Origin of the sequence: Thioalkalivibrio sp. AKL9 (assembly GCF_000377825.1) — a bacterium.
GTDB lineage: Bacteria > Pseudomonadota > Gammaproteobacteria > Ectothiorhodospirales > Ectothiorhodospiraceae > Thioalkalivibrio > Thioalkalivibrio versutus.
In genome coordinates this window covers 311,676-326,035 of sequence record NZ_KB905104.1, presented here as the reverse complement: position 1 = coordinate 326,035, position 14,360 = coordinate 311,676, and the positions used below count along the sequence as shown (strand labels likewise).

The 14,360-nt window shown below is 67.3% G+C and carries 12 protein-coding genes; all 12 read left to right on the top strand.

The window, feature by feature from the left end:
• The first annotated feature begins 136 nt into the window (after positions 1-136).
• Positions 137-1,549, top strand: a complete 1,413-nt coding sequence (gene leuC, locus D573_RS0103675) for a 3-isopropylmalate dehydratase large subunit (RefSeq protein ID WP_018937756.1) — start codon at positions 137-139, stop codon at positions 1,547-1,549.
• A gap of 3 nt (positions 1,550-1,552) precedes the next feature.
• On the top strand, positions 1,553-2,200 hold the full coding sequence (gene leuD / locus D573_RS0103670; protein ID WP_026287913.1) for a 3-isopropylmalate dehydratase small subunit: 648 nt from the start codon (positions 1,553-1,555) through the stop codon (positions 2,198-2,200).
• Between the two features lie 398 nt (positions 2,201-2,598).
• Entirely contained in the window at positions 2,599-3,672 is a 1,074-nt protein-coding gene (leuB, locus tag D573_RS0103660) for a 3-isopropylmalate dehydrogenase (RefSeq protein ID WP_018937754.1), read from the top strand.
• Between the two features lie 177 nt (positions 3,673-3,849).
• Complete coding sequence (locus D573_RS0103655; RefSeq protein WP_018937753.1) at positions 3,850-4,875, top strand: aspartate-semialdehyde dehydrogenase; 1,026 nt, start codon at positions 3,850-3,852, stop codon at positions 4,873-4,875.
• A 109-nt stretch (positions 4,876-4,984) separates the two neighbouring features.
• Entirely contained in the window at positions 4,985-7,480 is a 2,496-nt protein-coding gene (locus tag D573_RS0103650) for a FimV/HubP family polar landmark protein (RefSeq protein ID WP_018937752.1), read from the top strand.
• A 137-nt stretch (positions 7,481-7,617) separates the two neighbouring features.
• Positions 7,618-8,334 carry a hypothetical protein gene (locus D573_RS0103645; protein WP_018939169.1) on the top strand — a complete coding sequence of 239 codons (717 nt, stop codon included), beginning with the start codon at positions 7,618-7,620 and terminating at the stop codon, positions 8,332-8,334.
• 11 nt (positions 8,335-8,345) lie between these two features.
• Positions 8,346-9,188: a tRNA pseudouridine(38-40) synthase TruA gene (truA, locus tag D573_RS0103640; RefSeq protein WP_018937750.1), complete on the top strand. Its 843-nt coding sequence runs from the start codon at positions 8,346-8,348 to the stop codon at positions 9,186-9,188.
• A gap of 71 nt (positions 9,189-9,259) precedes the next feature.
• Positions 9,260-9,901: a phosphoribosylanthranilate isomerase gene (locus tag D573_RS0103635; protein WP_018937749.1), complete on the top strand. Its 642-nt coding sequence runs from the start codon at positions 9,260-9,262 to the stop codon at positions 9,899-9,901.
• Positions 9,888-11,096: a tryptophan synthase subunit beta gene (gene trpB, locus D573_RS0103630; RefSeq protein WP_018937748.1), complete on the top strand. Its 1,209-nt coding sequence runs from the start codon at positions 9,888-9,890 to the stop codon at positions 11,094-11,096. The genes D573_RS0103635 and trpB overlap by 14 nt, the downstream gene beginning before the upstream one ends.
• Positions 11,093-11,926, top strand: a complete 834-nt coding sequence (gene trpA / locus D573_RS0103625) for a tryptophan synthase subunit alpha (protein WP_018650236.1) — start codon at positions 11,093-11,095, stop codon at positions 11,924-11,926. Before trpB ends, trpA begins: the two co-directional genes overlap by 4 nt.
• 36 nt (positions 11,927-11,962) lie before the next feature.
• The gene (gene accD, locus D573_RS0103620; protein WP_018937747.1) at positions 11,963-12,928 is read left to right on the top strand and encodes an acetyl-CoA carboxylase, carboxyltransferase subunit beta; all 966 of its coding nucleotides are present in this window, start codon (positions 11,963-11,965) and stop codon (positions 12,926-12,928) included.
• An 8-nt stretch (positions 12,929-12,936) separates the two neighbouring features.
• Positions 12,937-14,274, top strand: coding sequence for a bifunctional tetrahydrofolate synthase/dihydrofolate synthase (folC, locus tag D573_RS0103615; protein ID WP_018937746.1), 1,338 nt, complete (start codon positions 12,937-12,939; stop codon positions 14,272-14,274).
• The last annotated feature ends 86 nt before the right edge of the window (positions 14,275-14,360 follow it).

Sequence of the window (14,360 nt, the reverse complement as noted above, 5' to 3'; positions counted from 1 at the left end):
TCCGGACGGAGGTTGCCACGGCCCCTGCGGGGCCTCGCAATGACGGTGCATTTGGCAATGCCGTGCAAGGGCGGGCCTGTATAGCGCCGGTGGAATGCAAGAACGACAGAACGCGGCACGGCCGCGGGAGTAGGTAATGGCTGGCAAGACCCTGTATGACAAGTTGTGGGAGGCGCATGGGGTGCGCGAGGAGCCGGATGGCTCGACGCTGCTCTACATCGACCGCCACCTGGTGCACGAGGTGACCAGTCCGCAGGCCTTCGAGGGGCTGCGGCTGGCCGGCCGCAAGCCATGGCGCGGCGATTCCGTGCTGGCGGTGCCGGATCACAACGTGCCCACGGAGAACCGCGACCAGGGGATTGCGGATCCGGTCTCGCGCATCCAGGTGGAAACGCTGGAGAGTAACGTCACGAGCCTGGGGCTGAAGTTCTTCCCGATGGCCGACGTGCGCCAGGGTATCGTGCACGTGATCGGCCCGGAGCAGGGCGCGACCCTGCCGGGCATGACCGTAGTCTGCGGCGACTCGCACACATCCACGCATGGCGCGCTGGGCGCGCTGGCCTTCGGCATCGGCACCTCCGAGGTGGAGCATGTGCTGGCCACCCAGTGCCTGTGGCAAAAGAAGACCAAGGCCATGCAGATCCGTGTGGAAGGCGAGCTGCGTCCGGGGGTCACCGCCAAGGACGTGGTGCTGGCGATCATCGGCCGCATTGGCACCGCCGGGGGTACCGGCTACGCGATCGAGTTTGCCGGCTCCGCGATCCGCAGCCTGTCGATCGAAGGCCGCATGAGCGTCTGCAACATGTCGATCGAGGCCGGGGCCCGTGCGGGCATGGTCGCGGTGGACGAGAAGACCATCGAATACGTGCGCGGCAAGCCGCAGGCGCCGACCGGCGAGATGTTCGAGCGGGCGGCCGAGTACTGGCGCACGCTGGTCTCCGACCCGGATGCCGAGTTCGACGCGGTGGTGGAGATGGATGCCGCCGAGATCGCCCCGCAGGTCAGCTGGGGCACCTCGCCGGAGATGGTCGCGCCGATCGACGGGCGGGTGCCGGACCCGGCGGCCGAGTCCGATCCGGTGCGCGCCGAGGGCATGCAGCGGGCGCTGGAGTACATGGACCTGAAGGCGAATACCCCGATGACGGAGATCCGTCCGGACAAGGTATTCATCGGTTCCTGCACGAATTCCCGGATCGAGGACCTGCGCGCCGCCGCCGAGGTGGTGAAGGGCCGCAAGAAGGCCGATAACATCAAGCTGGCGATGGTGGTGCCGGGCTCCGGGCTGGTGAAACAGCAGGCGGAGCAGGAGGGGCTGGACCGCATCTTCCTGGATGCCGGCTTCGAGTGGCGCGAGCCGGGCTGTTCGATGTGCCTGGCTATGAACGCCGACCGCCTGGAGCCGGGCGAACGCTGTGCTTCCACTTCCAACCGCAACTTCGAGGGCCGTCAGGGGCAGGGCGGGCGCACGCATCTGGTCAGCCCGTCGCTGGCCGCCGCGGCGGCCGTCGCCGGGCACTTCATTGAACCGTCCGCGTTGCAGGAGGCGTAAGTGATGCAGGCCTTTACCGTAGAGAAGGGGATCGTCGCGCCGCTGGACCGTTCCAACGTGGATACCGACGCGATCATCCCCAAGCAGTACCTGAAGTCGGTCAAGCGCACGGGCTTCGGCCCCAATGCCTTCGACGACTGGCGCTACCTGGACCCGGGCGAGCCGGGCATGGATGGCTCGAAGCGCCGGCCGAATCCGGACTTTGTGCTGAATCAGGCGCCGTTTGACCAGGCGACCATCCTGCTGGCGCGCAAGAATTTCGGCTGCGGCTCCTCGCGGGAGCACGCGGTGTGGGCACTGACGGACTTCGGCTTTCGTGCGGTGATCGCGCCGTCGTTTGCGGACATTTTCTTCTCCAACAGCTGCAAGAACGGGCTGTTGCCAGTGGTGCTGGCCGAGGACGAGGTGCAGCGCCTGTTTGATCAGGTGGAGGCGAACCCGGGCGCGCAGGTCGAGGTGAATCTGGAAGAGCTGACCGTGACCGCGCCGGACGGTACCGTATTCGACTTCACACTGGACGAGGACCGCCGCCATCGCCTGCTGAACGGGCTGGACGATATCGCCCTGACGCTGCAGTTTGCGGACGATATTCGCGCCTTCGAGGAGCGCCAGCGCCGCGAATGGCCGTGGATGGCGGAACAACAACGGTAGACGGTGCGTCTGGCACGGCCTGGATCCGGGCACCGTCATTGCGAGGAGCGAAGCGACGGAGCAACCTCCGTCCGGAACCACCGGATCCCCGTACCGGCGCTCTGGCAGCTTTGGGAGGTTACTCGCTGCGCTCGCCCTTCGGGCCGGCCTGCGGCCGTTCAACGCGCTTCGCGCTTTTGTGCCAAGGCCCCTGGCGGGGCCTCGCAATGACGGGGGGGCAGGAAGCACCGTCATCGCGAGGAGCGCAGCGACGTGGCGATCTCTGTGGGTGGCCCCGGCGTCGGCCGCGGCGAGCGTCGGGGGGCGTTGGGAGGTTGCCACGTCGCCTGCGGCTCCTCGCAATGACGTTGCCACTGGGAATGTATAGGTAAAGAATAATAGTTACTTGGGAGAGGTTTGTGAGCCGAATTCTGGTATTGCCCGGGGACGGGATCGGGCCCGAGATCGTGGCCGAGGCGCTGAAGGTGCTGGAGCGCGTGGGCGAGATCGGCGGTCTGGATCTGGAGATCGAGCAGGGCCTGATCGGGGGCGCGGCGCATGACGCGGCCGGGCACCCCTATCCGGAGGCCACCCGCGAGGCGGCGCGTCGTGCAGATGCGATCCTGCTGGGGGCGGTGGGTGGCCCGCAATACGAGTCGCTGGAGCGCGACCTGCGTCCCGAGCGTGGGCTGCTGGGCATCCGCTCGGATCTGGGCCTGTTCGCGAACCTGCGCCCGGCGATCCTGTATCCGCAGCTGGCCTCGGCCTCCACGCTGAAGCCCGAGGTGGTCAGCGGGCTGGACATCCTGATCGTGCGCGAGCTGACCGGGGGGATCTACTTCGGCCAGCCACGCGGGATCGAGGAACGCAATGGCGAGCGGGTCGGGTTCAATACGCTGGTCTATAGCGAATCGGAGATTGAGCGGATCGCCCGGGTCGGCTTCGAGGCGGCGATGAAACGGGGCAAGCGTCTGTGCTCGGTGGACAAGGCCAACGTGCTGGAGGTCTCCGAGCTGTGGCGCGAGGTGGTCGAGCGTGTCGGGAAGGAATTCCCCGAGGTCGAGCTGTCTCACATGTATGTGGACAACGCCGCGATGCAGCTGGTGCGTGACCCGAAGCAGTTCGACGTGATGGTGACCGGCAACATGTTCGGGGACATCCTGTCCGATGCAGCGGCGATGCTGACCGGCTCCATCGGCATGCTGCCGTCCGCCTCGCTGAACAGCGAGGGCGTGGGTCTGTACGAGCCGATCCACGGTTCGGCACCGGATATTGCGGGGCAGGGCAAGGCCAACCCGATGGCGACGGTGCTGTCGGTCGCGATGCTGCTCCGTCATAGTCTGAACCGCAACGACCTGGCCGAACGCATCGAGGCGGCTGTGGGTCGGGTACTGGATCAGGCCTTGCGTACCCCAGACATCTTCGGTGAAGGCATGAAGCTGGTCGGTACGCAGGGGATGGGGGATGCCCTGGTGGCTGCGTTGGACGATTGAGGCGGCCTCACGAACGGGGCTTGTATCACGCGCAAGTGTAGGATGCGTTGAGCGCAGCGAAACGCATCATTGCCTCCGCTGGGGAAGAGATTGATGCGATTCGCTGCGCTCGTCGCATCCTACGGTTCAATAGAACTATCAATAGCTTGAAGATCAAAATTAAACCGGGAATTAACGATGAGTGACCGCAAATTTGACGTGGCCGTGGTCGGGGCAACGGGCGCCGTTGGCGAGGCCCTGCTGTCCATCCTGGCCGAGCGCGACCTGCCGATCGGGCGCGTGCATGCCCTGGCCAGCTCGCGGTCGGTGGGCAAGACGGTGGACTACGGCCGGCGCGAGTTGGAGGTCGAGGACCTGGCGACTTTTGATTTTTCCACGGTGCAGATCGGGCTGTTCTCGCCGGGCGCCTCGGTGTCCGCGGAATATGCGCCCAAGGCGGCGGCGGCCGGCTGCGTCGTGATCGACAATACCTCCCAGTTCCGCTACGACCCGGAAATCCCGCTCGTGATTCCGGAGGTGAACCCGGACGCGGTGGGCGATTACACGAAACACGGGATTATCGCGAATCCGAATTGCTCCACCATTCAGATGCTGGTGGCGCTGAAGCCGCTGCACGATGCGGTGGGCATTGAACGGATCAACGTGGCGACCTACCAGGCCGTGTCCGGTACCGGCAAGGAGGCGATCGAGGAGCTGGCGCACCAGACGGCGGCGTTGCTGAATGGCCGTCCGGTGGAGTGCAACGTGTACCCCAAGCAGATCGCGTTCAATGCCCTGCCGCACATCGACGTCTTCCAGGACAATGGCTACACCAAGGAAGAGATGAAGATGGTCTGGGAGACCCGGAAGATCATGGGCGACGAGTCCATCCTGGTGAACCCGACCGCGGTGCGCATTCCGGTGTTCTACGGACATTCCGAGGCCCTGCATATCGAGACGCGCGAGAAGATCACTGCGGAGAAGGCGCGCGAAATCCTCTCCGGCGCACCGGGGATCACGGTGCTGGACAAGCACGAGGACGGGGGCTATCCGACTGCGGTGACCGAGGGTTCCGGCAAGGATGCGGTGTTCGTCGGCCGCATCCGCGAGGACATTTCCCACCCCCGCGGACTGAACCTTTGGGTGGTCTCGGACAACGTGCGCAAGGGGGCTGCGCTGAACACGATTCAGATCGCGGAGGTTTTGATCCGCGATTACCTGTGATTTAATCCGGGAAAACGCCGGGGACACTACCCGGTACATCCGTGGCCAGGGGGTCATCGGCCGTGTCGGCCGAGGCAGTACGGCCAGGTGGCATTTTCAGGGGGAATTCGTGCGCAAGTTTTTGGTTGGGTTTTTGTTCTTGCTGCTGGTGGCCCCGGCGTCCTCGAGTTCCGTGGGCTTCGGCGAAATTAATCTTCAAACCTTCCTGAATCAGCCCTTGCGGGCGGAGATTCCCTTGCGGGGGGCGGCGGCTGCCGGCGACTCCCTGCGAATTCGCCAGGCTTCCGAGGATGCATACCGCCGCGCCGGTCTGAACCGTGGCGGTGTTCCGGGGGACCTGAACATCCAGGTCGAGGGTGACCGCATCATCCTGACCACACGCCGGCCGGTGCGCGAGCCCTATGTGGGCATGCTGCTGGAGGCGCGCTGGGATGGCGGGCGCGCCATGCGCGAGGTCTCGTTGTTGCTGGATCCGCCCGGCACGATGCCTTCCGGAACTTCTGCGCCGGCCGTGAGCGGGGACCCCGGCGCGGCGCCGCGTGCGACCCGCGAAGGCGAAACCATCCGGGTGCGTAGTGGCGACACCCTCTACGCGGTCGTGCGCCGCAGCGGTGTCTCGGGATACAGCGACGAGCAGGCCATGCTCGCGTTCCTCGACGCCAATCCGCAGGCCTTCATGGGTAACAACATCAATTCGCTGCGCGCGGACGCGGAATTGCGTACGCCGTCCCGCGAACAGTTGGACGCGCGTAGTACCGCCGAGGCGCGGGCCGAGGTTGCCGACCAGACCCGCGCCTGGCAGGAATCCACTCGCGTCGCCCGCGAAGAACCGGAGCCGGCTCCGGCCGCGGCTGAGGAGGGTGTCGAGGGCGAGGCGCTGGCCGAGGACGAAGAAGCGGCTGTTACGGAGGACGCTGCCGCGGCGGTTGAGGACGACGAATCCGCAGTGGCCGAATCGGACTCGGCCGTGACCGAGGACGAAACGGCGGTGGGCGACGAGGCCGCGACCGAGGAGGTTGCGCCCGAGGATCGCCTGGAGATCGTCGCCGATCTGCTGCCGGAAGATGCGGAAGCTGGGGCAACCCAGGGGGGTTCCGAGGAGCTGCTGCAGGAAGCCCTGCTGTCCCAGCGCGCCGAAATGGACGGAATGCGCGACGAGCTCTCCGAATTGCGCGAGGAGCTTGGCGAGCGTGGGCGTCTGGCCGAGATCTCCAGCGAGAACATGGCTGGGCTCGAGGAACAGCTGAGCCAGCTGCGCGCCGAGCGCGAACAGCTGCGCACCCGTCTGGATCGTGCGGATGCTGAACGCAATGCCCCGCTGCACGAACGCATCATGAACGATCCGTTGCTGCTGATGATGGCGATTGCGCTGGTCATTCTGCTGCTGCTGGTGTTGCTGGCTTTTGCCCGCGGCGGCCGCCGCGAGGTGATGGTCGACGAACACGGTTCCGGCCTGAAGCCGCGGGCCGACAACAGCGGGGTGCAGGCGTCGACCGTGGGTGCCACGGGGTACGAGGCGCGTGAAGTCCAGGGCGGCGGCGAACGAGGCGCGGGTTCCGGGGTGTCCGGGGCCGCGACCGCGGCTGCGGCCGGAACCATTGTGGGAACGGCCGCTTCGCGCTCCGACGAGTCTGCAGAGACCGCGCAGGAAGAATCCGCGCATCCACCGGCCCAACCCGAAGAAGAGGTAGGCGAAGTGGTGGTCGCCAGCACCAGCGAGGGTGCGGCGGGCGCGGACGACGTGCTGGCCGAGGTGGATGTCTGCCTGGCCTATGGCATGAATGACCAGGCGGTCGAGACGCTGAACGCCGCCCTGAAGGAGAACCCGGACAACAATCAGTACCGGCTCAAGCTGGTCGAGGCCCATGTGGCGCTTGAGGACGAAGCGGGCGCACGCGAGGCGGCGATGGCCCTGCGCGATCGCCTGGGTGCGGACGACGATGCCCTGCGCGATCGTCTCTCGGAGCTGGAGTCGAAGTTGGGCGGTGCCTCCGGGGCGGCCGGCCTGGCCAGCGCCGATTCCCTTGACGAGCCGGCTTCGGTGGACCCCGGGGTCGCGGGGGGCGACGCTGACAGCAACGAGATCGATTTCTCCGATCTGGAGCTGCCGGAATCCGACGATGCGGAGCCGCGTGCCGATGCGCAAGAGCCGGGTACGGCAGAGGATCAGGGGCTTTCGTTTGATATCGACGACAACCTGGAACAGGACCTCGCCAGTGCGGCCGAAGAGACTGCGGAAGAAGGCCAGACAGACGATGACCTGAACAACCTGTCCTTCGATCTCGAGGAGAACGAGCTTCCGGACCTTGATGCGCCCGCCAGTGGCGGTGACAGTGGTGAAGGCCAGGAGACCGGGCTGGAGATGGACGAGGATCTGCCGGCTTCGGGCGAGGCATTCGCCGCGCCGGAATCGGCCGATGCCGGGGAAGGTACGGATGGGGCCGGCGATGACGAGAACGTGACGCGGCTGAGTCTGGCCCAGGCCTATGCGGACATGGGCGATGCGGAGGGCGCCCAGGAGCTCATCGACGAGGTTCTGGCCTCCGGTACCGACGAACAGAAGCGCGAGGCCGAGGCGATCCGGGATCAGATTCAGGGAAGCTGATTGCTGGAGCCGGGTCGTGTCGGGCTGGTGATGCCGGCGCCGTGAACCGATCATGGCTACGATGTGTGGCCCCGCCCGGGGGGATCTCTCGGGCGGGGCCTTTTGGTTTCGAGGATGGGGATGGGCGCTGAGTGGCGATGAGCGCGGAAGAGCCGATGAGGTCGGCCCCCGCTGAGGGCGATGCCGGAGCCGCGGCAGCGGCGCTGCTGGGTGTGCTGGGCGTTTCTGCGGCGCTAGTGCCGGCCGAGCCGCAGGTAGTGGCCGTCGCGGGTGTAGTGGCCGGAGGGCTGGCCTTGACCGGTCTGGACTGGGGCCGTGCGGGCCGGCTGTTGCTGCGTTTGAAATGGTTTTATCTCTCGCTCGTGGTGTTCTACGGGGTGTGGCCGACGGGGGGTGGAGACTGGGGCACGGGACTGCAGGTGGCCGGATGGCGTATTGCTGCACTGATGCTCGTGGTGGTGCTGGTGGTCTGGATGACCGGACGCTTCCCGCGGCCGGCACTGGTGCGTGCCCTTGGGGGCATTCTGGGCGGCCCACGCCAGGTGCTGGGGGGCTGGGGCGAGCGCTTCGCGCGACGTCTGTTTCTGGCACTGGCCATGTTCGAGGGTGAACGGGTCGCACTGGAGCAACGCCGGGCGGGCCTGCGCGGAGTGCGCCGTGCGCGCTTGGCACAGGTCCGGGAATGGCTTGTCCTGCGCCTGGATCAGGCCCTCGCAGGGGGTGGCGCTGTCGCGGCAGAGCTCCCGGCGGAATCCGCGATGATCTCGGGCTGGCGAATCCCCAAGGCTGCGCTGGCCTGGCTGTGGGCGGGCGTGGTGGCGGTCTGGTGGACGGTACTGGGGGCTGGGTTTTGAATAGCGACCAGATGTCGGTGTCATCCGGGGGGGGAACGGGGCCGGCCACGCGCCAGCGTTGGGCGCTGGGTGTCGAATACGATGGCCGCGGGCTGCTGGGCTGGCAACGGCAAAAGGATGGTCCGAGCGTACAGGGCCACCTGGAGGCGGCGCTGGGCTTCGTGGCGAATCACCCGGTGGAGCTGAACTGTGCCGGGCGTACCGATGCGGGGGTCCATGCCACCGCCCAGGTGGTGCACTTTGACACCCCGGCACAACGCGAACCACGCGCCTGGATCCTGGGAAGCAACAGTCGTCTGCCGGGTGCGATTGCGCTGACCTGGGCGCAGCCGGTACCCGATACCTTCCACGCCCGGTTCGGCGCGTTCGGGAGGCGCTACCGCTATGTGATCGCGAATCGCGAGATCCGTCCGGCGCTGGAGGCCGGGCGGGTATCGTGGTGGCGACGGCCGCTGGATGCCCGGCGCATGCATCGGGCCGGTCAGGCCTTCGTGGGGGAGCACGATTTCAGCAGCCTGCGAGCGGCGGCGTGCCAGGCCAAGTCGCCCGTGCGCCGGGTGCATTCGCTGTCGGTGCGCCGGCGCGGCTCCTACGTCATTCTGGATATCCACGCGAATGCCTTTCTGCACCACATGGTGCGCAACATCGCCGGCGTTCTGCTGGCGGTGGGGGATGGTCGGGCCGAAGTGGGCTGGCCGATGGAGGTTCTGGCGGCGCGGGATCGGCGCGCGTCGGGGATCACCGCGCCGGCCGGCGGGCTCTATTTCGTGCATGTGGATTATCCGGTGGAGTTCGAGCTGCCGATCACCGCGGGGCCGGTCCTCGATGGCGTCCCGGGGAATGCGCCGGGGTGATTGCGGGAAAGCCGGATCGCGTGCCGGGTTCTGGTAGGCTTTGCGACCGGATAGAGGAGGCCGGCGGGCGCATGCGTTATCGGGTGAAGATCTGTGGAGTGACGAGCCCGGAACAGGCACGTGCCGCGGCGGCGGCTGGGGCCGATGCCATCGGGCTGGTGTTTCATGCAGCGAGTCGGCGGGCGGTAGAGCCGGCGCAGGCCGCGGCCATCGCGGCCGCGCTGCCCCCGTTCGTGACCACGGTGGGATTGTTTGTGGACCCGGATCCGTCACGCGTCGAAACGGTATTGCAGACGGTAGGGCTGGATTGCCTGCAGTTTCACGGGCACGAGACGGCGCCGTTTTGCGCGCGCTTCGGGCGGCCTTATCTGAAGGCCATCGCCATGGGCGAAGGGCAGGATCCACGCCCGGTGATGGAGCAGCACCCGGATGCCCAGGGGTTTCTCCTGGACAGTCATGGCGGGGGGCGCAGCGGCGGATCGGGGCATCGCTTCGATTGGCAGCGGGTCCCCGACGCACTGGAACGGCCCTGGCTGCTGGCCGGGGGACTGGATTCGGACTCGGTGCGCGCTGCGCTGGAACACCTGCGTCCGTACGGGGTCGATGTGAGTTCTGGGGTGGAATCCGCGCCCGGAATCAAGGATGCACGACGCATGCGGGCCTTCGTGCAGGCGGTGCGTCAATGCGAGGTAGAGACTGATGAACAAGATTGACTGGGCGGCTTTCCCGGATGCCCGTGGGCATTTCGGGCCGTATGGCGGGCGCTTCGTGTCCGAGACCCTGATGGGGGCGCTGGACGAGCTGCAGGCGGTATACGAGCAGTACATGCAGGATCCCGACTTCCTGGCGGAGCTGGATCATGACCTGAAGCAGTTCGTTGGGCGGCCGAACCCGCTCTACCACGCCGAGCGCATGTCGCGGGAACTGGGTGGGGCGCAGGTCTACCTCAAGCGCGAGGATCTGAATCACACCGGCGCGCACAAGGTAAACAACACGATCGGCCAGGCCCTGCTGGCCAAGCGCCTGGGCAAGAAGCGAATCATCGCCGAGACCGGTGCCGGACAGCACGGCGTCGCGACGGCCACCGTGGCCGCGCGGCTGGGGCTGGAATGCGTGGTCTACATGGGCGAAGAGGACACCCGGCGCCAGACACAGAACGTCTATCGCATGCGCCTTCTGGGCGCCGAGGTGGTGGCGGTGAAATCCGGGACCCGCACCCTGAAGGACGCGTTGAACGAGGCGATGCGCGACTGGGTGACCAACGTCGACGACACCTTCTACATCATTGGGACCGTGGCAGGGCCGCACCCGTATCCGGCGATGGTCCGGGACTTCCAGGCGGTGATCGGCCGCGAGGCGCGCGAGCAGCACCTGGAGATGACTGGCCGCCTGCCGGATACCCTGGTCGCTTGTGTTGGCGGCGGGTCCAATGCCATCGGGCTGTTCCATCCGTTCCTTGGCGATGAGTCGGTGGAAATGGTCGGGGTCGAGGCCGGGGGCGACGGGGTCGAGACCGGGCGCCACTCTGCGCCGCTGTGCGCCGGGCAGCCGGGCGTTCTGCACGGCAACCGGACGTACCTGATGGAAGACGAGAATGGCCAGATCATCGGCACGCACTCGGTCTCGGCGGGCCTGGACTACCCGGGCGTCGGGCCGGAGCATGCGTGGCTGAAGGACATCGGCCGGGTGAACTACGTGTCGGTAACGGATGACCAGGCGCTGGCCGGCTTCCACCGCATGACCCGCACCGAGGGCATCATCCCGGCGCTGGAGACCAGTCATGCGATTGCCCATGTGCTGGACCTGGCCCCGCAGATGCGTCCCGATCAAAGCATCATCATCAATCTGTCCGGGCGGGGCGACAAGGACCTGAACACCGTGGCCGAACGCGAGGGGATTATGCTATGAGCCGCATCGAGCAGCGTTTTGCCGAACTGCGCGAACAGAATCGCGCGGCGTTGATCCCGTACGTGACGGCGGGCGACCCGGAGCCCGGGGCCACCGTACCCCTGATGCATGCATTGGTGGAGGCCGGGGCCGACCTGATCGAGCTGGGCGTCCCGTTTTCCGACCCGATGGCCGATGGCCCGGTGATCCAGAAGGCCTGCGAGCGGGCCCTGCGTTTTGGCACCGGGTTGCGCGACGTGCTGGCGATGGTGGCGGAGTTCCGCAAGACCGACACCACCACGCCGGTGGTCCTGATGGGCTACCTGAATCCGGTCGAGCGCATGGGGTACGAGACCTTTGCCCAGACCGCGAAGGCGGCCGGGCTGGATGGGCTGCTGACGGTGGACCTGCCGCCGGAGGAGAGCGAGGACGTGGTGGGACTGCTGGAGCAGGCCGGCATCGATCCCATCTTCCTGATCGCGCCCACGACCTCGGAGGCGCGTATCGATCATGTGGCCCGGGCGGCGCGCGGCTTCGTTTACTACGTATCGCTGAAGGGCGTGACCGGTTCGCAGACCCTGGATACCTCGGCACTGGCCGCGCGCCTGGAAGGTCTGCGTCGCCACACCGGGCTGCCGTTGGGCGTCGGCTTCGGCATTCGCGATGCCGAGACCGCGGGGAGGGTGGCGCAGGTGGCCGATGCCGTGGTGGTGGGCAGCGCGATCGTGCGCCTGGCCGAGGAGCACGACGGAGATGCCGACGGCTTCGCCCGTGCGGCGGCGGCGGTGGTCAGTGAGATGCGTCATGCCATGGATGCGGCGCGCTCCCCGGGCGCGGCAGCCACGGTGTAGAATGCGCGGCGCCGATTCGAATTACGGGGAGACGGCATGAGCTGGTTCGAGAAGTTGATGCCTTCGCGCATCCGCACCGACAATGCGACCAAGCGGGGGGTCCCGGAGGGCCTGTGGGTCCGTTGCGAGGGTTGTGACGCGACGCTTTATCGCCCCGAGGTGGAACGCAACCTCGATGTCTGCCCGAAATGCAGTCATCACCGCCGCATGAGCGCACGCCGGCGCCTGGAGACCTTCCTGGATGCCGAGGGCCGCGAGGAGATCGCGGCGGATATCGAATCCTCCGATGTCCTGAAATTCCGCGATTCCAAGAAGTACAAGGATCGCCTGGTGGCTGCCCAGCGGGCCACCGGCGAGCGCGATGCCCTGGTCGTGATGCAGGGCCAGCTTCTGGGGCGCCCCTTGGTGGCGTCTGCCTTCGACTTCCGCTTCATGGGCGGTTCCATGGGCTCCGCGGTGGGCGAGCGCTTCGTGCGCGGCGCCAACCGCTCGCTGGAACAGGGCATCCCGCTGGTGTGCTTCAGTGCCTCCGGTGGTGCGCGCATGCAGGAGGCGTTGTTCTCGCTGTTGCAGATGGCCAAGACCAGCGCGGTGCTGGCGCGCATGCAGGAAGAACGCATCCCGTTCATCTCGGTGATGACCGATCCGACCATGGGGGGTGTGTCCGCGAGCCTGGCCATGCTGGGTGATCTGAACGTGGCCGAGCCGAATGCCCTGATTGGCTTTGCCGGGCCGCGCGTGATCCAGCAGACCGTGCGCGAGACCCTTCCCGAGGGCTTCCAGCGTTCGGAATTTCTGCTCGAGCATGGCGCGATCGACATGATCGTCGATCGCCGTGACATGCGCAGCCGTCTGGCTGCGGTGCTGGGCATGCTGACCCACGCCCCGGCGCCGGGCGCCGACCCAGCCGCAGATGAGGCGGAGGGCGAGGGGTCCGTCGAGGTTATCAGTCCCGAAAACGGGGCGGACGGCGAGCGCGTCGACGCGCCGCGCCCCGCCTGAGGCAGCCGGTGCGCTGCACGACCCTGGCGCAGTGGCTCGCCTTCCAGGAGCAACTGCATCCCGTGGGAATGGATCTGACCCTGGAGCGCATTGCCCTGGTGGCCGATCGCCTGGGGCTGCGTGGGGCCGACAGACCGCCCACCGTGATCGTGGCCGGGACCAACGGCAAGGGGACGGTGGCGACGCGCACCGCGGCCCTGCTGCAGGCGCAGGGGCTGAAGGTCGGGCTGTTCACCTCGCCGCACCTGCTGCGCTACAACGAACGCATCCGCATCGACGGCGAGCCCGTCTCCGATGCCGCCCTGTGCCGTGCCTTCGAGGCGATCGACCAGGCTCGCGGCGAGGATTCCCTGACCTATTTCGAATTCGGTGCACTGGCCGCGGTCTGGCTGTTCCGCGAGCAGGGAGTCGCGGTACAGGTGCTGGAGGTGGGGCTGGGCGGGCGCCTGGACGCCGTCAACATCTGGGATGCCGACGTCGCTGCGATCACCGCGGTGGACCTCGATCATCAGACCTGGCTGGGCGACAGTCGCGAGGCGATCGGCCGCGAGAAGGCCGGTATCATGCGCCCCAATCGCCCGGTAGTGCTGGGCGAGCCCGAACCGCCGGCCAGCGTGCTGGAGCATGCCGCACAACTGGGGGCGCAGGTCCTGCGCAGTGGGCGTGATTTCGCCCTGACGCGCGACGCGACGACGCTACGATGGCAGTGGCAGGGGACGGCGCGCGAATGGCGGGTCGAGGGCGCAGCCGCCCGGATTGATGGTGCGGCGCTCCTGAACACGGCTACGGCCCTCGCTGTGGTCGAATCACTGGGACTGGCCCGGGGGCTCGACGATGGTGTCGTCAGTCGGGCCCTGGCGATCTCGGCGCCGGGCCGTCTGCAGCGGCTGCACGGCGAGCCGGAATGGCTGCTGGATGTTGCCCACAACGTGCATGCGGTCAACGAACTCGCGCGCTGGCTGGAGGCGCATTCCGCCCCGGGTGCGGTGGTGGCCCTGGTCGCCGTCATGGCGGACAAGGAGCGGGCCGCCATGTGGAGTCGTCTGGATGGCCTCGTCGATGCCTGGGTGCCGGTCCCGCTGGACCTGCCGCGGGCATTGCCCGCCGCGGCGCTGGCCACCGAGTTGGAGGCGAGCGGACAACGCCGGGTGTCCCGCGTGGATGACGTCGCGGCGGCCATCGCAGAAGCAACGCGTTGCGCCGGACCTTGCGGCCGGGTGGTGGTGTTCGGTTCGTTCTACACCGTGGCGGCGGTACTGGAGCAGTCGCAGGACCTGGCTGAGCTGGCACTGTCCGGGCAGGCCGAGGCGCTTGGTGCTGCGGGCGAGGTTGTGCATGCCCTTTGAGCGTCAGGAGCGTCATGCCCGACGGCTTGCGACGCCGGCGCGAGCGAGCGTACTGTCACAGGCGTGTAGTGTTTCCTTAACTGGCC

Coding starts and splice junctions, on each gene's coding strand:
- D573_RS0103635 (WP_018937749.1), top strand. CDS start 9,260: ATGCGTTATCGGGTGAAGATCTGTGGAGTGACGAGCCCGGAACAGGCA.
- leuC (WP_018937756.1), top strand. CDS start 137: ATGGCTGGCAAGACCCTGTATGACAAGTTGTGGGAGGCGCATGGGGTG.
- D573_RS0103645 (WP_018939169.1), top strand. CDS start 7,618: ATGAGCGCGGAAGAGCCGATGAGGTCGGCCCCCGCTGAGGGCGATGCC.
- trpB (WP_018937748.1), top strand. CDS start 9,888: ATGAACAAGATTGACTGGGCGGCTTTCCCGGATGCCCGTGGGCATTTC.
- trpA (WP_018650236.1), top strand. CDS start 11,093: ATGAGCCGCATCGAGCAGCGTTTTGCCGAACTGCGCGAACAGAATCGC.
- accD (WP_018937747.1), top strand. CDS start 11,963: ATGAGCTGGTTCGAGAAGTTGATGCCTTCGCGCATCCGCACCGACAAT.
- leuD (WP_026287913.1), top strand. CDS start 1,553: ATGCAGGCCTTTACCGTAGAGAAGGGGATCGTCGCGCCGCTGGACCGT.
- truA (WP_018937750.1), top strand. CDS start 8,346: ATGTCGGTGTCATCCGGGGGGGGAACGGGGCCGGCCACGCGCCAGCGT.
- D573_RS0103655 (WP_018937753.1), top strand. CDS start 3,850: ATGAGTGACCGCAAATTTGACGTGGCCGTGGTCGGGGCAACGGGCGCC.